This window comes from Pontibacter litorisediminis (assembly GCF_029360645.1).
GTDB lineage: Bacteria > Bacteroidota > Bacteroidia > Cytophagales > Hymenobacteraceae > Pontibacter > Pontibacter litorisediminis.
The window spans coordinates 249259-268345 of sequence record NZ_JARDUA010000006.1 but is presented as its reverse complement, the minus strand read 5'-3'; the positions used below and the strand labels follow the sequence as shown (position 1 = coordinate 268345).

At 54.0% G+C, this 19087-nt stretch carries 21 protein-coding genes; 9 read left to right on the top strand and 12 right to left on the bottom strand.

Going from position 1 to position 19087, the window contains the following annotated elements; all coding sequences use genetic code 11:
• Positions 1 to 382 precede the first annotated feature (382 nt).
• The 4 genes from PXG97_RS17310 to PXG97_RS17295 all read right to left on the bottom strand — a co-directional run bounded on the left by PXG97_RS17310 (position 383) and on the right by PXG97_RS17295 (position 3246).
• Positions 383 to 751 (bottom strand): hypothetical protein, encoded by a 369-nt coding sequence (locus PXG97_RS17310; RefSeq protein WP_276499063.1) that lies wholly within the window; start codon positions 749 to 751, stop codon positions 383 to 385.
• Between the two features lie 178 nt (positions 752 to 929).
• The gene (locus PXG97_RS17305; protein ID WP_276499062.1) at positions 930 to 1715 is read right to left on the bottom strand and encodes a TIGR03915 family putative DNA repair protein; all 786 of its coding nucleotides are present in this window, start codon (positions 1713 to 1715) and stop codon (positions 930 to 932) included.
• A 32-nt stretch (positions 1716 to 1747) separates the two neighbouring features.
• Positions 1748 to 1879: a hypothetical protein gene (locus tag PXG97_RS17300; protein WP_276499061.1), complete on the bottom strand. Its 132-nt coding sequence runs from the start codon at positions 1877 to 1879 to the stop codon at positions 1748 to 1750.
• A 101-nt stretch (positions 1880 to 1980) separates the two neighbouring features.
• Positions 1981 to 3246, bottom strand: a complete 1266-nt coding sequence (locus PXG97_RS17295) for a putative DNA modification/repair radical SAM protein (RefSeq protein ID WP_276499060.1) — start codon at positions 3244 to 3246, stop codon at positions 1981 to 1983.
• Between the two features lie 231 nt (positions 3247 to 3477).
• On the opposite strand from PXG97_RS17295, the gene PXG97_RS17290 reads away from it, so the two are divergent.
• From PXG97_RS17290 to PXG97_RS17260, 7 genes are all read left to right on the top strand, one after another.
• Positions 3478 to 5415 carry a hypothetical protein gene (locus PXG97_RS17290; RefSeq protein WP_276499059.1) on the top strand — a complete coding sequence of 646 codons (1938 nt, stop codon included), beginning with the start codon at positions 3478 to 3480 and terminating at the stop codon, positions 5413 to 5415.
• A 73-nt stretch (positions 5416 to 5488) separates the two neighbouring features.
• Complete coding sequence (locus tag PXG97_RS17285) at positions 5489 to 6091, top strand: Dps family protein (RefSeq protein WP_276499058.1); 603 nt, start codon at positions 5489 to 5491, stop codon at positions 6089 to 6091.
• 33 nt (positions 6092 to 6124) lie between these two features.
• Positions 6125 to 6280: a hypothetical protein gene (locus PXG97_RS17280; RefSeq protein WP_276499057.1), complete on the top strand. Its 156-nt coding sequence runs from the start codon at positions 6125 to 6127 to the stop codon at positions 6278 to 6280.
• A gap of 865 nt (positions 6281 to 7145) precedes the next feature.
• Positions 7146 to 7988 carry a CvfB family protein gene (locus tag PXG97_RS17275; protein ID WP_276499056.1) on the top strand — a complete coding sequence of 281 codons (843 nt, stop codon included), beginning with the start codon at positions 7146 to 7148 and terminating at the stop codon, positions 7986 to 7988.
• Positions 7989 to 8088: 100 nt separating this feature from the next.
• Positions 8089 to 10596, top strand: coding sequence for a DUF5916 domain-containing protein (locus PXG97_RS17270; protein ID WP_276499055.1), 2508 nt, complete (start codon positions 8089 to 8091; stop codon positions 10594 to 10596).
• Between the two features lie 12 nt (positions 10597 to 10608).
• Positions 10609 to 11274: an oxidoreductase gene (locus tag PXG97_RS17265; RefSeq protein WP_276499054.1), complete on the top strand. Its 666-nt coding sequence runs from the start codon at positions 10609 to 10611 to the stop codon at positions 11272 to 11274.
• 53 nt (positions 11275 to 11327) lie between these two features.
• Positions 11328 to 12113, top strand: coding sequence for an SAM-dependent methyltransferase (locus PXG97_RS17260; protein WP_276499053.1), 786 nt, complete (start codon positions 11328 to 11330; stop codon positions 12111 to 12113).
• A 19-nt stretch (positions 12114 to 12132) separates the two neighbouring features.
• Here the strand turns inward: PXG97_RS17260 and PXG97_RS17255 are convergent, their stop codons facing one another.
• Positions 12133 to 12768 (bottom strand): hypothetical protein, encoded by a 636-nt coding sequence (locus PXG97_RS17255; protein WP_276499052.1) that lies wholly within the window; start codon positions 12766 to 12768, stop codon positions 12133 to 12135.
• A 297-nt stretch (positions 12769 to 13065) separates the two neighbouring features.
• Here PXG97_RS17255 and PXG97_RS17250 point away from each other — a divergent pair, with 297 nt between their 5' ends.
• Together PXG97_RS17250 and PXG97_RS17245 are read left to right on the top strand one after the other, a co-directional pair.
• On the top strand, positions 13066 to 13557 hold the full coding sequence (locus PXG97_RS17250) for a hypothetical protein (RefSeq protein ID WP_276499051.1): 492 nt from the start codon (positions 13066 to 13068) through the stop codon (positions 13555 to 13557).
• 189 nt (positions 13558 to 13746) lie between these two features.
• Positions 13747 to 13983: a hypothetical protein gene (locus tag PXG97_RS17245; RefSeq protein ID WP_276499050.1), complete on the top strand. Its 237-nt coding sequence runs from the start codon at positions 13747 to 13749 to the stop codon at positions 13981 to 13983.
• 78 nt (positions 13984 to 14061) lie between these two features.
• On the opposite strand, the gene PXG97_RS17240 is transcribed toward PXG97_RS17245, so the two are convergent.
• From PXG97_RS17240 to PXG97_RS17210, 7 genes are all read right to left on the bottom strand, one after another.
• On the bottom strand, positions 14062 to 14190 hold the full coding sequence (locus PXG97_RS17240; RefSeq protein ID WP_276499049.1) for a hypothetical protein: 129 nt from the start codon (positions 14188 to 14190) through the stop codon (positions 14062 to 14064).
• 47 nt (positions 14191 to 14237) lie between these two features.
• A complete protein-coding gene (locus tag PXG97_RS17235; protein WP_276499048.1) occupies positions 14238 to 14372 on the bottom strand; it encodes a hypothetical protein in 135 nt (44 codons plus the stop codon).
• 11 nt (positions 14373 to 14383) lie between these two features.
• Complete coding sequence (locus PXG97_RS17230; RefSeq protein ID WP_276499047.1) at positions 14384 to 14539, bottom strand: hypothetical protein; 156 nt, start codon at positions 14537 to 14539, stop codon at positions 14384 to 14386.
• A gap of 179 nt (positions 14540 to 14718) precedes the next feature.
• A complete protein-coding gene (locus PXG97_RS17225) occupies positions 14719 to 15660 on the bottom strand; it encodes a succinylglutamate desuccinylase/aspartoacylase family protein (protein WP_276499046.1) in 942 nt (313 codons plus the stop codon).
• Position 15661: 1 nt separating this feature from the next.
• Entirely contained in the window at positions 15662 to 16564 is a 903-nt protein-coding gene (rimK, locus tag PXG97_RS17220; RefSeq protein WP_276499045.1) for a 30S ribosomal protein S6--L-glutamate ligase, read from the bottom strand.
• Between the two features lie 9 nt (positions 16565 to 16573).
• On the bottom strand, positions 16574 to 17056 hold the full coding sequence (locus PXG97_RS17215) for an ATP-dependent zinc protease family protein (RefSeq protein ID WP_276499043.1): 483 nt from the start codon (positions 17054 to 17056) through the stop codon (positions 16574 to 16576).
• Between the two features lie 771 nt (positions 17057 to 17827).
• Entirely contained in the window at positions 17828 to 19030 is a 1203-nt protein-coding gene (locus PXG97_RS17210) for a PQQ-dependent sugar dehydrogenase (RefSeq protein ID WP_276499042.1), read from the bottom strand.
• Between the last annotated feature and the right edge of the window lie 57 nt (positions 19031 to 19087).

The following is a 19087-nucleotide window of genomic DNA, read 5'->3' as shown; positions in this document are numbered from 1 at the left end:
ACCTGCGAGAGCTTTGGAAGTATTTGCGCCTAGGCAGGGGTAAGCACGGTGCGCGCAGACACTATACGCAAAAAGGCGCTTACGCTGGCTTGGTTTCTTAAATCAGGAGAATGGGCAGACTTTGTACCGGCCGGGAGCAGCAGGAAGAGGAGCTTATGCCTATAACGGCAGAACTGGTGCTTTAGCCCTTGAAATGCGAGGCATCTCTCCTTTTATATACCAGCTAAACTACGGATGGGAAGGAGCCTTGGGCAGGCCCATGCGGAAATGAGCAGCCCCAAAACAAAAAGCGGAGTGGCAGCCAGAGGTAAACTAGGGCTGCCACTCCGCTTTGTATACAGCCGGGGCTGTTATCAAGGCAGGGGTTCAATAACTTGTGTTACTATAAATATTGGGTAAAATTCTTTTTATCAGACCAAAATTCACGACAGGCCTCACGCTGCTCTTCTATAAACTTTGAGTTCTTCTTCAGCTCTTTCCAGTTGCCATAGCCCAGGCGCTCACACATCCTGAAAAAGCTATCCCCCTGGTTCTTCTGTCCTTTTACCTGCACAAGGGAGCTTAGCAGGGGCCTTCCTGCTTTAAACTCTCTTTCCGAGATTTCGTCGATCACTTCGGAGAGCAGCGACTTCTCGTGAGTATTCTCAAGATTTAGACCTAGTTCGGCTTCGTAGATAAGGTTCTGAAAAGACATCAGATGTGCTCTGCCGCGAGCTACTTGAATGAGTTTCTTTCGTACGCGTGAATTCATTGGTGCAAAAATTTGGGGTTACGCAGATCAGCTCCTAAAGCGGTAAACAGCTTTAAGACACCTTCCTCTGCACTACTACTGAAATGATATATATACCTATTAACGTATTAAACCCGGAAAAGGTTGCATAACAAGTACAATCCTTCTCTTGTTTTAGTACAACGCCAGCCCTTGCTGCTTATTGTGCCTGCTGGAGCTGCCGCGGTTGCTTTTCGGAGAGGTATTTCCAGTAGCGCCTGGGGATGTGGCGCAGGTGTAGCCGGGGGTTCTTGCGCTCGGGAATGTTCACGTTGTCGAAATACACTTGCCACAGTTGCTGGTAGTTGTCTTCAGCCGCATCCTTTATTTCCGGGGTAAGGCAAGTGTGTCGCTGGTGCGGCGGCAGTTCCAGGCTCACCAAGGATACCTGGCTAAGGTCATAGTAGGCGCCATAGAGGCGGCTTGTGTCGTAAATGGCCCAGCGCTGGTCGGCATAGCGCTTCTCAAAGTGGCGCACGATCAGCGGCAGCACGTTAAAGTCTGGCGAGATGGCGGCAAAAAACAGGCCGTCTGCGGCTTTCTGGAAACGGACAAACGCCTCCATGCGGTGCTTCTCGCGGTGAACTTGTTTAGCCGCCTGCTGCACCTGCAGCACACAGGGGGCAGCAAAGTTACCTTCTATGTTCTGCGGGGAGCTAAAAACCAGTTTGATGTAGTCGAAAATAGTTTGCTCGAAGCCCGGCTGCTCCCATAGGTAAGTATGGTACAGCGCCTGCTGCGCATTTATACTTAACTTCTTCTGCAGCCCCTGCCACACCCGGCTGGCCTTCTCCTCATCGGTTACCACCGCAATATGCTCCCCAAACATACTAGGCTGCGCCAGGTGCTCCTGCTGAATGCTGGTGGGCCAGGCTTTGCGCTCAAACGCCTCGAACACCACCGTCAGCAGTCCCTCGAAGGTGCCGTCGTAAGTATAAAAGTGCATTTAATGTATAGGAGTTAGAGGCGAAGGAGGCCTTACTTGCCTGCGTTACGGCCTTTTTCTGCCGCCTCGGCCTGCACGCGGGCCGAGAGGCTCTGCAGCTGCGGCACCAGCATGTTCAGTTTGCAGTATAGCGATACACGGGCTACTTTCTGGTTCTTTCTCATGACTAACACTTTCTTAGGTTGGATAGATTTGGAAGTATAACTTGGTATAGATGATTTCTTTTTTCGCTCTGTCATGCCGTTTCCCTTTCCCTTTTAATTGGTTACCCCACTTGCTTAAACAGGTCCAGCTGCTGCGTGAGCAGGGCACTTCGCACCGACCCCTCGCCAAACAGTATCTTTCTCCGTATCAGCTCTGACTCGAAGTCCTGGCGCTGCAGGCTTTTGGTCTGGCAGGTGATAAAGTACTTGGCCCGTTTCAGCACCACCCCCATCTGCCGCAGGTGCTCAAAGCTCAGCGGCGTAAATCTTCTGGCCGACACGATTTTCTGCGCACTCTTGATGCCGATGCCCGGCACCCGCAGGATCAGCTCATAGTCTGCCGTGTTCACCTCCACCGGAAATACATGGCGGTGGCGCAGCGCCCAACCCAGCTTCGGGTCTATGTCCAGGTCCAGGTGCGGATGCTGCTCATCCACAATCTCCTTCGCCTCAAACCCATAGAAGCGCATCAGCCAGTCGGCCTGGTAAATGCGGTTCTCCCGGATAATGGGCGTCTCCGTGATGATTGGCAGGCGGCTGTCGCTGCTGATAGGCACGTAACCTGAGTAGTACACCCGCTTTAGGCCATAGCCCTTGTACAACTGGCTCGAGAGCTGCAGGATCTCGTGGTCATTCTCGGCAGAGGCTCCCACGATCAGCTGCGTGCTCTGCCCTGCCGGGGCAAAACTCGGCGCCGCCTTAAACAGCTTCTTCTCCTCCTTTGCCTGCACCAGTTGCTGTTTGATCTTACCCATTGGCTCCAGCACCTCTTTGTAGTTCTTCTCCGGCGCCAGTTGCTGCAGGCTCACCTCAGAAGGCAGCTCTATGTTCACGCTCAGCCTGTCGGCATACAGCCCCGCCTCCTTTATCAGCTCCTCACTGGCGCCGGGTATGGTCTTTAGGTGGATATAGCCGTTGAACTTGTGCTCCTGCCGCAGCTTTTTGGCCACCCGCACCAACCGCTCCATGGTATAATCGGCATTCTTGAATATCCCGGAGCTCAGGAACAGCCCTTCAATGTAGTTGCGGCGGTAAAAGTTAATTGTCAGGTCCACCACTTCCTCCACGGTAAAGGCAGCGCGTTTTACATCGTTGCTCCTGCGGGTCACGCAGTAGGCGCAGTCGTAGATGCAATGGTTAGTGAGCAGGACCTTCAGCAGCGATACGCATCTGCCATCCTCTGTGTAGCTGTGGCAGATTCCCATCCCCTCGGCATTGCCCAAGCCCTTGTTCTCGTTCTTGCGCTTCCCGCCGCTGGAGGAGCAGGATACGTCATACTTGGCAGCATCTGCTAAAATAGTTAGCTTCTCCATCAACCTATTCTCCATACCGCTGTACTTCTGTGCTTTGAACGGGTTAAAGATACGAGCAAAAGGAACAATAAACCAATATTTTTAGCACCAATTTATCCACAGGCTTATCTACAGCTGTTGATAAACTAATATGATTAGCAAAAACTACGAACACGTATCCTTCCAAATACTCTCATACATGCCTCTATAGCTATTTTATAAGCCCGTGCCGCTACTTCTGGCTGCAGAAAGCGTTATATTAGGAGGTTGAAGTACACCTTCTACTCGCCCAAACGCCTTATGCCCTACCTGCACCCTATATGTAAACCGCTCTCGCTGGCGTGCCTGCTATGCCTGCTGGTGCTTTACATGGGCATGCCCCGGGCAATAGCGCAGGTGCAGCCGCAGGACACTGCAATGCAGCAGCACCCCACCCTGCAAGACTCTGTTCGCCAGACATTCAACGAGCGCATGATCCAGAACCTAAAGCAGATGTCGGAGCGGAAGACCATCATGGGCAAGCTGCTAAAGGCGCTGCTGGACTTTGACAGGAGCGAGGAGGAGGAATATGGCCTGGATGCGGAACTGATCCAGAAAGAGTATGAGCTGCACAGCTATAAAATAGTGCGCCACATCGACATCATAACCCTGGACCCCTTCGGCTACTCCATCAACGACACCTCGCGCGTGCCCCGGAACTTCTTCGAAAAGGCGGGCAATTCCCTCCACATCAAGACGGGCCGTGGGGAGGTGCGCAACAAGCTGCTCTTCCAGAAAATGGAACCGCTGGAGCCGCTGGCTCTGGCCGAGTCGGAGCGTTTGCTGCGCCAGACGCGCCACATCCTGGACGCCCGCATCATTGTGAACGAGGAAACCACCACCAACGACAGCGTGGACGTGTTTGTGATTACCCGCGATATCTTCAGCCTGGGTGGCTCGGGCTCCTACTCCCCCTCCTCGGGCCGGGGGCGCATTACCCTGCGGGAACTTAACTTCCTGGGGCAGGGGCACCAGATAGAGGGCACCTATAAGTTTAACCCGAACCGGCCACGCCCCTGGGAGGCTGCCGGCTATTACGCGATCGAGAACATCGGCAGAACCTACATATCAGCCGATGTGGCTTATGTAGATGAGAATTACTATAAGGAGAAGAGCTTTTCCCTACACCGCGACTTCTTCTCCCTCAACACCAAGTATGCCGGGGCCGTGGGAGCCAGTTGGATCGATGAGCGTCTTCTCCTGCCGGCGCAGCCCGACGACTCGGTGGCCCGGTTCGGCAATGTAGGCTACGCCCGCCAGGATGTGTGGCTGGGCCGGGCCCTGAAACCCAAAACCTACCTGCTGGGCTATGAGCCACGCGGCAGGATCATACTTGGGGCACGTGCTATCAACACCAGTTACCACACAGTGCCCACCAGCAATTTCCAGGACAACCTGCTGCTGCTGGGCAGCGTGGGCTACAGCATCCGGAAGTACTATAAAGACCGCTACATCTTCGGCTTCGGCCGAACTGAGGACATTCCTGTGGGCACACTCTTCTCCTTTACTGGCGGCTACCAGAACGGCACCACGTTAGACAGGCAGTACTTTGGCACCTCACTCTCGTTTGCCAGGTACGGCACCAGCTTTGGCTACCTTTACAGCCGGGTAGGCTACGGCTCCTTTATCCGGGACGACCGCTGGGAGCAAGGGGTGCTGGACGTGGAGGCGCTGTACATGACACGGCTGGCCGAGTGGGGCGACTGGAAGCTGCGCCACAAGCTGCTGGGCCGGGGCACGTTCGGGATTAACCGCTACCCCGAGGAGCTGCTCTCTATTAACAACGAGAGCGGTATCCGGGGCTTCCGCTCAGACCTGGTGCGGGGCACGCGCCGGGCATCCATCAACTACGAGGCGAACCTGTACACGCCGCTCTCGCTGCTCGGCTTCCGCTTCGCCACTTTTCTCTACGCTGACCTGGCCTGGCTCTCCTACGGCAACCAAAGCTCGCCTTTCCAGGAGAAGCCTTACAGCAGCTTTGGCCTTGGGTTTAGGGTCAGAAACGAATTTACTTCTTTCAGCACGATACAAATAACGTTGGGCTACTATCCGCAGCTCCCGCCCAACAGCAACATGCGCGATTTCAGGCTGTACGAGTCCTCGGCGCCGTTCTACGACTTCCGCAACTTCCAGTTCGACCGCCCCGGCGTGGCCGAGTTTCACTAACCTGCATGTATCTTTTTGGTCTCTTTACCTGTTTATAGGGAAGTAACCCTAAAACGAAACGCATATATTGACTATGAAAAAAGTAAGAGAGAAGAACGAATACGAAGGCAACCCGGTAGGACTGACGAAAGAGACGGCTACGGCCATGGCCAAAGAACTAGACCGCCACCTGGCTTCCTTTATTGTACTATACCACCAATACCACAAGCACCACTGGCTGGTGGAGGGCCCGCAGTTCCGCGACCTGCACCTGTTCTTTGAGGAGCACTACAACGAGATACACGAACAGTACGACGCCATTGCCGAGCGCCTGACCGTAATGGGCTACTGCCCTACCTGCCACCCGGCAAACCAACTGAAGATTGCTTACCTGGAGCACGAGGAAGAAGGCGAGTTCCGCATCCGGGAGATGCTAAACAAAGACATGGACGATGAGAAGACCATTGCCGTGGAGCTGCGCAAGTCTATCAAGAAAGCTTTTGAGCTGGAAGACTTTGCCACCAAATCGCTACTGGAGGGCATTCTGCTGAAGACGGAAGACCGCTGCCACCACATTGAGCACTTCCTGGGCGAAGACAGCCTTTCAATCGGCCTGGTGCACCTGCCTGGTGATATCCTGGAGGATGGCGAGGCAGAGGAGTCTAAATCAAAATCTAAAAAGAAAGCGAAGGCTTAACATGGCACGAACAAGTATAAAGTATAAACCCCGATGGCGAGAGCTGTCGGGGTTTATACTTTATACTTTATACTTGTAGCCTTTACCCTGAAGCAGGAGGTGGTAAACTCCTGGCATGTATTCACCTCACCCCGGCCCTCTCCTAAGAACAGGAGAGGGAGCTGTGTAACTGCTGCTGCTGAAGTATAAGTTTCATAGTTGTTGCCGTTGCGCGGACAGGTCGCGACCTGTCCCTACAAGTATAAACCCACCCCTAACCCCTCCCAAGAGGGGAATTCTGTAGCACCTGGTCCAACCACCCCTGCCCCTCCTTATCCAAGGAGGGGAGCCATACTTACTCCTTTCCCTGTCATCTCGACCTTTGGGAGAGATCTATCCGAAATTCTAAAGAGATCTCTCATTTCACTCGAGATGACAAAAAAGCTGTGGCTATCGAACCGATTTCCAGTCCTTGGGTTGAGCGCCTTGTAGATTTACGGTGCCGCCTTGGCGGCATTGCGACAGCAAAGGAAATGTACACAGCGCGATGCCCGAGGACGAGCCCTCTCGGGCTGGAGAGCACCAAAGTATGAAATGCAACAGTAGGTTTGTGGGAACTAGAGGATCAGCGGCAGCTAACAAGGATAGCTTGTGTCAAAATGCAGGAAGCGGCGGCTCATGGAAGTATAAGCCAGCAAGTATAAAAGGTATAACTCAAGTATAAAAAGACACAGGCGGATGCTTGCGCCAGCGAAAGTAAGAACCAAGTATAAAAGTATAGCCTAAGTATAAAGTTGGCTTTCCTAAGCCAGTCGAGTCAGAGACTCGACACCACAGCAGGACACAAGTCTGAAGACTTGCGCCAGAAGCGGGAAGTATAAAAGTATAGCCAAGTATTCACAATGCCTGCTTCATCCCTTAATTCATAAAACACCCTGCTCAAACGTAGACTTATCAACAACAAGCATACTTTATTCCTAATATCTGTTGTTGCAACTTTCAAGCCCGCCTGCTTTTTAGTAGATTTGTAAGGGGAGTACAGCCTCTGCCCCATTCACCCCGTAAGCAATAGAACATGGTAGATTTAGGTAATTACAACGAGCTGGAGATAGCGCGTGAAGTGGACTTTGGCGTGTACCTCTCCTCAGACGACGGAGACATTCTGCTGCCGGGCAAGTACCTGCCGGAAGGCGCAAAAGTGGGCGACAGGCTGCGCGTGTTTGTGTACCGCGACTCCGAGGACCGCATGATTGCCACTACCCTGGAGCCCTATGCTACTGTAAATGAGTTTGCCGGCCTCACCTGTACCGATGTTACCCCTTTCGGCGCGTTTTTGGATTGGGGACTGGAGAAGGATTTGTTGGTGCCGCTCAACAACCAGAAGAACAAGATGCAGGTAGGCCGCAAGTACTGCGTGTATGTATACCTGGATGAGAGCTCCGACCGCGTGGTAGCCACTTCCAAGCTTGGCAAGTACCTGCACAATGAGGATATCCAACTAAACGAAGGCGACGAGGTACAGCTGCTGGTGGCCGGCCTCACCGACATCGGCATCAAGGTTATCATCAACAGCGCCTACATGGGCATCCTTTATAAAAATGAGGTATTCCAGGACCTGCGCATCGGCGACAAGGCCACCGGCTATATCAAGCAGATCCGCCCGGACAACAAGATCGACGTGACCCTGCGGAAGCCGGGCGTGAACCAGTTGGAGGAGAAGGACGAGGCTGCCGACAAGATCCTGCGCCTGCTGCAGCAGGGCAGCGGCTGGATGCCCCTCTCCGACAGCAGCTCGCCAGAGGATATTTACCAGACGCTGGGCATGAGCAAGAAAACCTTTAAGCGCGCCATAGGCGGCCTGTACAAGGCCGGCAAAATTACCATTGAACCTGACAGTATACGGCTGCGGAAAAGCTAACACCCGCCTCTCCGCCACCCGCATACGCCCTATATACTACATAACCTGACGTTCTCACTTTTAAAACCTGTCGCGCCCTGACCAGGTGCGGCCCTGACGTATGCTTACTAGACTTTTACCTTTCGCGCTAATACTTGGCCTGTGCGCAGGAGGAGCACAGGCCCACGGAAACAACGACACAGAAACAGAAAAGAGCAAAGCCAGCAAAACCACCAAGGTAACCCGCACACAGGTGGCCCCCGTGCTGGACGGAGACCTGGAGCCTGAGGTATGGCACCAGGTACAGCCTGCCCGCAACTTCTACCGCTACGACCCGCTCAACGGCAGGCCCTCCTCCCAGGAGACGGAAGTATACATGCTCTACGACAACGATGCCGTGTACATCGGGGCCATACTTTATGACACCGCCCCCGACTCAGTGCTTACCCAATTGGGCCAGCGCGACTCCGGCGAGAATAACTCCGATATGTTTGGGGTGTACCTCGATACGTACAACGACAAGCAGAACGCCTTCGCCTTCCTGGTGTCCGCAGCCGGTGTGCAAACCGATGTCAAGCACTCGCAGGGGAGCGAGGACTGGAACTGGGATGCCGTGTGGGAGAGCAGCGTAAAAACCCACGACCAGGGCTGGACCGTGGAGATGCGCATACCTTACAGCGCCATCCGCTTTCCGGAGGCCGAGGTGCAGACCTGGGGCGTGAACTACATGCGCGTGATCCGCCGCAACCGCGAGAAATCCTTCTGGAGCCATGTAGACAATTCGGTAAGCGGCCTCATCAACCAGGCCGGCCGCGTGATCGGCATTGAAGGAGTGAAGTCGCCGGTGCGGCTGCAGTTTATGCCTTACGTATCGGGTTACGTGAACCACTACACCAACCAGGATGACGAGAGCGAGGCCAAAGACCTTACCCACTCCGTTAACGGTGGCATGGACGTGAAGTACGGCATCAACGATGCTTTTACGCTGGACGTGACCCTGATCCCTGATTTTGGGCAAACGCAGTCGGATAACCAGGTGCTGAACCTGGGGCCCTTTGAGGTGAAGTATAGCGAGAACCGCCAGTTTTTCACCGAGGGCACCGAGCTCTTCAACAAGGCAGGCTTGTTCTACTCCCGCCGCATCGGCGCCCGCCCGGTGGGACGTGACCTGGTGGAGGAGCAGTTAAGGGATGGTGAGGAAATCACCCGCAACCCGGCAGAGACGCAGCTGCTGAACGCCGCCAAAATATCGGGCCGCACGCGCCGCGGGCTGGGCATCGGTTTGTTCAACGCCTTTACCGGTAACACTTACGCCACCGTGCAGGACTCCCTGGGCAACACCCGCGAGGTACTCACCGACCCGTTTACCAATTACAACGTGTTTGTGCTGGACCAGACACTGCCGCGCAACTCCTACGTAACCTTTACCAACACCAACGTTACCCGCGCCAGCGGCTTCTACGACGCCAACGTAACCGGCCTGCGCATGCGCTTTGCCGATAAGAACAACATGTTCGCCCTGACCACCGGCGGCAACCTGAGCCAGCAGTATGGGAAGGACGAGGAGAACGGCGTGAAGCTGGGGCACCAGTACTCGGTGAACCTGAGTAAGATCAGCGGCAACCTGCGCTACGGCATCAGCCACAGCGTGGAGTCTGACACGTATGACATCAACGACCTGGGCTTTCTGAGCAACAACAACGAAATATACACCAGCGCCAGCGTCAGCTACAACTTTTACCAGCCGGTCTGGAAGTTCCTGTCCTGGAACAACAGCTTCAGCGTGGGCCACAGCATGCTTTATGCCCCCAGCAAGTTCATCGCCATGGATTTTAACGCCAGCTCCAGTGTGCGTTTCCGTAACTTTAACAGCCTTTGGGGAGGCGTGAGCGTGCGCCCCGGCGAGCGGTACAACTACTTTGAGGCGCGTGCTTTTCCGCAGGTGTTTGTGCAGCCCCCGGCTGTCAGCTCCAACATCGGCTTCAGCAGCGATTACCGCAGGCGCTTTGCCCTGGATGCCAGCACCAACTTCTGGCGCTCCCGCCGCTACGACCAGAACAGCTGGTCGTTCAGCCTCTCGCCGCGCTTCCGCATAAACGATAAGTTTTCTATTGCGAACGGCAACAGCTACAGCATAGACAAGCGCAACATTGGCTATGCCGGCAAGTATGAGGACGCGCAGCAGCAAAAGCACACCCTCTTCGGCGACCGCACCCTTACCACGTTGAGCACCACCATCAGCAGCGCCTACATCTTTAACGAGCGCTCCGGCCTGACGCTGAACATGCGCCACTACTGGTCCAGGGCGGCATACAAGGAGTTTTTTGAGCTGACGAGGAAAGGACTGCTGCAGCCAACCTCAGCGGAGCAGGAAATTCATACCGCTGCCATACACGACATCAACTACAACACCTTTACCATGGACCTGGTATACAGCTGGCGCTTTGCCCCGGGCAGCGAGCTGCGCGTGGTCTGGAAGAACTTTATCGAAGACAGAGCAAACCAGGTGGAGAACCGCTACTTCGATAACCTCTCCAACACCTTTGCCGTGCCGCAGAACAATAATTTCTCAGTGAAACTGCTATACTTTATAGACTATGTAGCGCTTAGGAACGTACTTTCTGCATAAGCAAAAAACTATATGCAGAAAGTACGAACCGCACTGATAGCCGGAGCCAGCGGGCTAGTAGGGGGGCACCTGCTGTCCCTGCTGCTTAGGAGCGAACGCTATAGCCAGGTTATTTCCATTGGCCGCCACGAGTTGCCCCTGATCCACCCCAAGCTGGACCAGCAGGTCATCGATTTCAATAAGATGAAGGACTATGCCTCTGACATGGTGGCCGACGACGTGTTTTGCACCCTTGGCACCACCATCAAGAAGGCTGGCTCCAAGGAGAACTTCTACAAGGTTGACCACACGTATGTGACACAGCTGGCGGAGATAACGGCCAAGAAAGGCGCGATGCAGTTTTTAGTGGTGTCGGCCATGGGCGCCGATGCCGGCTCTTTGGTCTTCTACAACAAAGTGAAAGGCGAGATGGAGCGCGACGTGCAGCAGCAAGCCTTTACGTCTACCCACATCTTCCGGCCCTCGCTGCTGCTGGGCGAGCGGGAGGAAAAGCGTGCTGGCGAGGATTTTGCCAGTAAGGTGATGAGGCCCCTGAGCGGGCTCATGATCGGGCCGCTGCAAAAGTACAAGCCCATAGCGGGCGAAACCGTTGCCCGTGCCATGCTGGAAGCTGCCAAAGCCGAGAGACCCGGCAAGCACATCCACCCCTCAGACGAGATTGCCCGCATGGGCCGCTAACTTTCGCTCCTGCCGCCGCGTATGCTGCTTTTTTAGCATGTATAAATTGACCTATGGCCAGCAACAAACTGCAACATGTTTTCCCGAAGGCGATGCGCTACGACCCAGAGTGGGTGCGCCGCTACTCCATGGGCGAGAACGTGCTCTTTAACCTGGAGAGCCTCACCAAGTCGCTGCAGCTGAAGCCGGGCATGCGTGTGCTTGATTTAGGCTGCGGCAAGGCCATCAGCTCTATCTTTCTGGCGAAGGAGTTTGGCGTTACGGTGTATGCCGTGGATGAGGCCGTATCAGCCAGCGATAACTACCAGCGCATCTGCCATGAGAACTGCCAGGATAAGGTGATTCCCTTGGAAGCCGACGCCCGTGCCCTGCCCTTTGCGCAGGAGTATTTCGATGCCGTGATCGTGGTGGACTCTTATACTTACTTCGGCACCGACGAGAAGTACCTGCCTTACATTGCCCGCTTTCTGAAGCCCGGCGGCCATATTGCCATTGTGGATGTGTGCTTTACCAAAGAGATTGAGTCGCTGGAGCAGGTGCCGGAATTTTTGCGGGAGGATTACCAGCACTACTGGTACTTTATTCATACCCTAGACTGGTGGCGCAGGCTTTGGGAGAAAACCGGCCTGGTGCACATAGAGGTGGCCCAGGAGCTACAAGAGGCGGAGCTGGTGCGGAAGCATTATATCCAGGACTTTGAGGAGGCCGATGAGGAAGACCCCTTTGCCAAGGCCCTTCAACTTGATGAGCAGGGCTTTATATCTTTCTTCAAGCTGATCGGGCGCCGCACTAAGAAAACCGCTTACCTCCAGGATTACAAAGCCGAGGGCAAAACATAGCCCCTGCTCCCAGGCAAGCCTACCGGCACTCCTCTAATACCTTTTTGACGCCTTTCTTAAATGCCATGTCAATGGCTTGCGTAACGGAGGATAGGTTGGCAGATTTGCTTCCACGATAACCGTTTTCCGTGTCTCTGTTCGGAAGTGTCACTCCTCCCATACTTGTTGTAGCAGCCAACGTGTAGATGCGCTGCCTGCTGCCCGTAGCGTATAGCTCAAAAGTCACGGAAGCCTTCGTTTCATCTTCTGCTTGTGTGCCGTACCCGGCCTGCAGTTCCCTTTGTTCGGCGGCGCTCACGCTGTTATAGCCTGTTCCTGATGCTGTGTTTCCAACATGTACTTTGATAAAATAATTATACCCCAAACGCTGCATTACAGACAGGCTGCTTGAGTCGGCAGCCATGCCGGGCTGTATGCCGTGCATCCGAAGGACCATTTCCTGCTCCACTGCATAGGATGGCACCAAGCCCGCCTCCTTAACCTCGTCTGCAAACTGCTGGTAGAGCCTGTAAGATTGATGGGGGGATATGCCTGTCGCTTCTCCCATCAGCACCCGCTCCCCTGACTTGAAAGCCTTAGGGCATCCTCCGACAGAGGAAGTATAAGTTGTAGACGGGATGCAGCTGTTTAAAAAGAACAGAAATCCGAAGGACATCTTTAGCAGCTGTAAACAGGTTTGCGTGTTTGTTTTCATAAAAGTATGTGAGTAGAGTCTGGCAAGAAGGAAATTCTTCGCTTTGAAGAATATAGTAATATACCACTTTAGAAGTATATTACTACACCGATTTGAAGAAGCACATCGATTTCCCTCGGTTAAACTTATTGCACAGAGGCAAAAAGTAGCCCCTACCATACAAAAACAGTTTCAAAGCTCGTTAGAAGTTGTAATTTCGCGGCAGCCATGGCTCCTTACCCGCCCTGGTTCGCGACTTTATTTCAACTTTTAAAGCCAATGAGAACTTTTAAAAAACTGACATTTGCACTGGCGCTTGTGCTGTTTGCCGCTATTGGCGCACAGGCACAGAGTGGCTACTCTACAGGCATCGGCCTGAGAGGTGGTGCCGCATCCGGCCTTACGGTAAAGCACTTTATTAAGAGCGATGCCGCCATTGAGGGCATCCTGAGCACCAGCTTTAAGTACAGGGGTACCGCGCTGACCGTGCTGTACGAGAAACACGCACCGGCCTTTGATGCTGCCGGCCTGCAGTGGTACTATGGCATTGGTGGCCACATTGGTTTCTGGGAAGGCCGCCACTACTATGACCGCGGTCACGACCACTATCACGACGATGTGGTAGGCGTGGGTATCGACGGTATCCTGGGTTTGGAGTACTACATCCGCGATATCCCGTTCACCATCGGTGCCGACATCAAGCCGTATATCAACATCCCGCGCGGGGGCGGTTTCTGGGACACGGCCCTGCACGTGCGCTACGTATTTTAACTCCTGAAGCAGCAAGCAAAGGTATAACAGAGGCCCCGCTCAGATAGAGCGGGGCCTTTCGTTTTGTAGACTAGCCTGTGCCGTTGCTTATTTAGCCTGATTCTAAATTTCTCCGAAATCGAACGCTTACATCAACCTCCGCATCTGAAGGCAAGTATAGGTAAAGTATAAACTAAAACTGACAGACCTATGGAAGCAACATGTAACCACTGCACCCACTGGGAGCAGGACCCCAATAAAGTACAGCTGCAGAGCAATGATTTTGGCGTTTGCGACGAGCTGACAGGACAGCATGCGCTGGAGCCGTCTTACGTGCTGCCGCTGGTGCACGAGGCATCCAACGACCTGAAGCCTAAAAAATTTGAAATGATAACGGGTGCCCAATTCGGGTGCAATCACTTTAGTGAGCGAAAGCGCTGGGTATAAACCAGAAACATAGTATAAAACAAGATCGCCCCTGCTAAGGTATAGCAGGGGCGATCTTGTTTACTCCAGTAGCTTCCGCTAACGCAACTTTACCACTGCCTTACCCGAGGTTGCCTGTTTGGAGGCGATACCAGCCCCTACCAACAGCCCCACGATAAAACCTGCGAAGGCTATCACGGTCACCAGCTTTCTCGCCTTGACAGTCATTGAGTCGCTCGTTTGATTTAAAGAAGATCCGATAACCCCGGTTACTTTTAGTGAGAGATGTAGTACAGGAACTCGCCTGCTGCCTCTCCTGCAAAGTACATGAACAGGATAAAGGCGGCAGCTGCTACTACGGGCAGGGAGGTTTTGCACTCATCGCCCTGACAGAATTTTACTAGCCTCATACGTAGTGCTGTTAGTGCGTAAGGTTATAGACTAACTCACCTATTGACTTTCCTACCGTCACACCTGCATAAAAGGTTATCACCAAGGCAGCCGCAATTACGAGCAGCGAGGGTTTGTTCAGGGCGCTCGTAAAGCTTTTCATCAATTTCTCAGAAGTTAGTTTCATAGCGTTTTTCCTTGTTCAGAAGTAAGTTTTAAGTCACCACTGCTCTGCTCCATGTTTGAATCGAGACGCAGTTGTGCCGGTAGAAGAACACTAATATACTTATATTATTCTATATAAAAAAGGCAGGAAGCAACAAACGCGGTTGCCCCCTGCCTTGCTATACTGCTTTTGGCTCGAACTTAAAAGGCAATGTGCAGCAGCGCATCACCCTGATTCACCACAGGCATATTGTTCAGTCCCACCACATAGCCGGTGGCCGGGGCGTTCAGGCGTACCTCCATCTCCCCATAGGGGTCGGTGATGCTGCCTACCTGCTGGTTCTTTTTCACATAATCCCCTATGTTGATGGAAGTTCGCCAGAGGCCTGCATTTTTGGCTCTGAGCCAAATATCTTTCATACAGACAACAGTGGGCTCCGTGGGCTCTGAGCAGTTGGCGATCATTCCCAGGTGGTGCAGCACACGGCAGGTGCCCTCTATGCCCATTTTTATCCCTTTCTCATCAAAGCGCAGGCTCTCGCCTGTTTCGTAAACCAGTATGGATTTGCCTAATTTACCGGCTTCTTTTCTTAAAGAGCCCTGCCGGTAGGAGGCATTCAGGATAAACGGCGGGGCAAAGGCCTTGGCCAGCTCCTCATTTCGGTAATCGTTGAGCACGCACCGCACCTGTGGGTAGTTAGCTCGGCTGCGCCCGCCGGTATGGAAGTCGAGGCCATAATCCACGTACGGCATCACCTCTTTCATGAAGCGGTGCGCCACACGGCTGGCCAGCGAGCCATCGCGGTTACCCGGGAAGCTGCGGTTCACATCCTTGCCGTCCGGCACCTCTCGGGAGAAGTTCAGGAAGCCATAGATGTTGAGCACCGGCACGGCAATAATGGTGCCTTTGAGCGGGTAGAGTATTTTGCGCGTCAGCATGCGCCGGATAACCTCAGTGCCGTTCACCTCGTCGCCGTGCATGCCGGCCATTAGCAACACCACCGGCCCGTCGTTCACCGAGCGGAAAACATAAGCAGGAATCTCAATCACGGTGCCGCTGGGCAGTTTGCTGATCACCAGCTTTGTCAGCACCTTCTCTCCACGGTCTATACTTCTACCGTTGATAACAATCGTTTCGGGCATGCTACTCGCTTACTTTCTTTTTGGAGACCTTTACGGGCAGCTGCTCCACGTACTGTATGATCTTGCCGGCAATATCCTTGCTGGTGGCTTTCTCGATGCCCTCCAGGCCCGGCGAGGAGTTAACCTCCAAAATGAGTGGCCCGCGCTTAGACTGCAGTAGGTCTACGCCGGCTATGCCCAGCCCCAGCGATTTGGCGGCCAGCAAAGCCGCAGCTTTCTCCTGCCGGCTTAGCTTGATGAGCTCGGCCTTGCCGCCACGGTGCAGGTTGGAGCGGAACTCGCCCTCCTTGCCCTGGCGCTTCATGGCACCCACTACCTCTCCGTTCACCACAAAGGCACGGATATCGGCGCCACCGGCCTCCGAGATAAACTCCTGCACAATGATGCGCGCCTTCAGGTTATGGAACGCCTCTATCACTGACTCAGCCGCCTTGCGGGTTTCGGCCAGCACCACACCCAGACCCTGCGTGCCCTCCAGCAGCTTGATCACCAGCGGCGCGCCGCCAACCTCCTTCACCAGCTCCGAGGTGTTCTTGGAGTAATTGGTAAAGGCTGTTTTAGGAAGGCCTAACCCGGCGCGGCCCAGAATCTGCAAGGAGCGCAGCTTATCGCGGGAGCGCACGATGGCCTGCGAGTCAACGGCGCTCTTCACCTTCATCATTTCGAACTGGCGCACCACGGCCGTGCCGTAAAACGTAACGGATGCACCGATGCGCGGAATGATGGCATCAACATCCGTCAGACGCTCTCCTTTGTAGAGGATGTGCGGGTCTCCCTGCTCTATCACAAGGTCGCAGCGCAGGTGGTCCAGTACCACGGCCTCGTGCCCCCGCTTTTCCGCTGCCTCCACCAGACGGCGGGTAGAGTACAACTTTGGGTTACGGGAGAGAATAGCAATTTTCATAAATGCTCTTTATTTCTGTTTATGTTTGATCTTATACTTGTAAGCCAGGTTTTTCTTGGCCACATCCACTATAAAGCGGCCCTGCAGCAGCTTTCTGCCAATCAGCACCGGGTACTTCATGTCGCTGCGGTCTGAGAGGGAGAACTCGGCCTCTACCTCCTCTTCGAAGATCTTGATCTTGGTGCGAATCACGTAGCGCTCCTGCTTCTCCCCTATCGAGCTTTTTATCTCGCGCAGCTCATACTCTGTAAACTCGAGCTTTTTATGGTTGTACTGTGGGTGCGATGGGTCCAGCAGGTCCAGGGCGATCACCTTGGTGCCGTCTGGCCTGACCTCTTCGTGGATGTCGGAGCAGTGGATAGCGGAGGTGTACGCGCCGGTGTCTACTTTGGCTTCGATCTCCTCAATATCCAGCTCCGGGAAAGAGACCAGCTCGCGTCGCCCGATCAGCTTTTTTTCCGGCTTGGGTTTATTTAGTTTTTCCTCTTTCATCAGCGGCTAAAGATAGTGCGATAATCAGGATTTACGCACTTCCTCTCATGAATTTAAACAAAGTATAAAGTACGGCTTTTGGTTCACGGCAGCGACTGTTTTTATACTTTATACTTCCTTTCTGGCGCAAGTCTACCGCCTTGTAACCTACTACGGTATAGAGCCTGGGTCCCGGTTGGCTTCAAAGGCGGTAGTTTATACTTTGGGTATCCTGCTGTTTCGTATAGCCTTGTCCGCAAACTGTCTGCCGCGGATTTCCTCATCCGCGTAAAGTATACTTCAGCTATTTTCCTGCCGCCGCTGCTCCCTGCATCTTGACACAAGCCTCCCGCTGGCGGGAGTTTGCAACTCGTGCCTTTTTATTTGTTGGGTTTGCAACCCGACTGGCCCTACGAGCCAGTTGTATACTTGAGCTGTATATTATACTTCTGCCAAGCCCGAGAGGGCTCGCCTTGGGGGTAGGGGCCCTCGATAAGGGCATCGCGCGGTGTACATTTCCTGCCCTCGTACCTCGGGCTGCCTGTGGCACCGGAAATCTAGAAGGCGCTCAACCCAAAGACTGGGAATCATTTCTGTAGCCACAGCTATTTGTTATCTCGAACCTTTAGGAGAGATCTCTTTAGAATTCCAGATAGATCTCTCGCTCTGCTCGAGATGACAGAAAAAGTAGCAGGTATAGCTCCCAACGCAAGTTCGAAGGTAGCGAGCGTAGCTCTGAGGGGCAGGGGTGGTTAGACCCGGCACTGCCCCTCAGAGCTACGCTGCGGTTAATTACTTGCTAGCGTACGTAATGCGGTAGATAGCCCCCTGCTTGTCATCAGACACCAACAGCGAGCCGTCTTTCATCACCAGCACATCTACCGGGCGACCCCAGTCGTCCTCACCCTCCAGCCAGCCCTCGGCAAAAGGCTCATAGCTCGTTATGTTGCCGCTGCCGTCGGTAATGGCCTGCATCACACGGTAGCCTATCTTCTGGGAGCGGTTCCAGGAGCCGTGCTCAGCAATAAAGATGCGGTTCTTATACTCGGCCGGGAACATCTTGCCAGTGTAGAATTTCATGCCAAGCGCTGCCCCATGCGGGCTCAGGTTTTGCACGGGCGCTACAAAATCGTTGCAGTTGGCCTGGTTGCCAAACTCTGGGTCGGAGATGGTGCCGGCATGGCAGTAAGGGTAGCCAAAGTGCTGGCCTTTTTCGGTGGCGCGGTTCAGCTCGTCCGGCGGCATGTTGTCGCCCAGCATGTCGCGGCCGTTGTCGGTAAAGTATAGGTGCTTGGTTTCCGGATGCCAGTCGAAGCCCACGGTATTGCGCACCCCCTCGGCATATACCTCTACGCCCGAACCATCGGGGTTCATGCGCGCAATACTGGCATAAATCGGGTTCTCTTCTTTGCAGATGTTGCAGGGTGCCCCCACCGGCACGTAGAGCTTATCATCCGGTCCGAAGGCGATGTATTTCCAGCCGTGGTGCGTTTCGGAGGGAAATTTATCATTTACCACCTCATACTTTGGCATGTCCCGGAACGTCTGCTCGATGTTCGGGAATTTGATCACGCGGCTTACCTCGGCCACATACAACTCCCCGTTGCGGAGCGCCACGCCGTTCGGCATGTTTAGCCCCGACGCCACCACGACCACCTCATCGGCCTTGCCATCCTTGTTTTCATCCACCACAGCGTATACTTTGTCATCGCCGCGCGTGCCTACGAACAGTATACCTGACGGGCTCATCACCATGGAGCGGGCATTGTCTACATCCTTGGCATAGTAGTCGATTCGGAAGCCTTCAGGCAGTTTTATTCGCTCCAGGTCTTTGTCTATTGGCCCGGTAGGAAGGCTTATGCCATCATCATCGGCCTGCTCGTTCTCAGTAGGCCCTGTTTTGGTGGTTTCCGTGTTGCCGTTGCCAGAGTCGCAGCTCATACTGAGGGTGCTTAGCACAAGCCCCATACACAGCAGGCGTAGTGTTCTTTTCATGTGTAGCGGATTATTTATTTGATGGTTAAGAAACAGGGCAAGAGCCCCGCAAGTTTT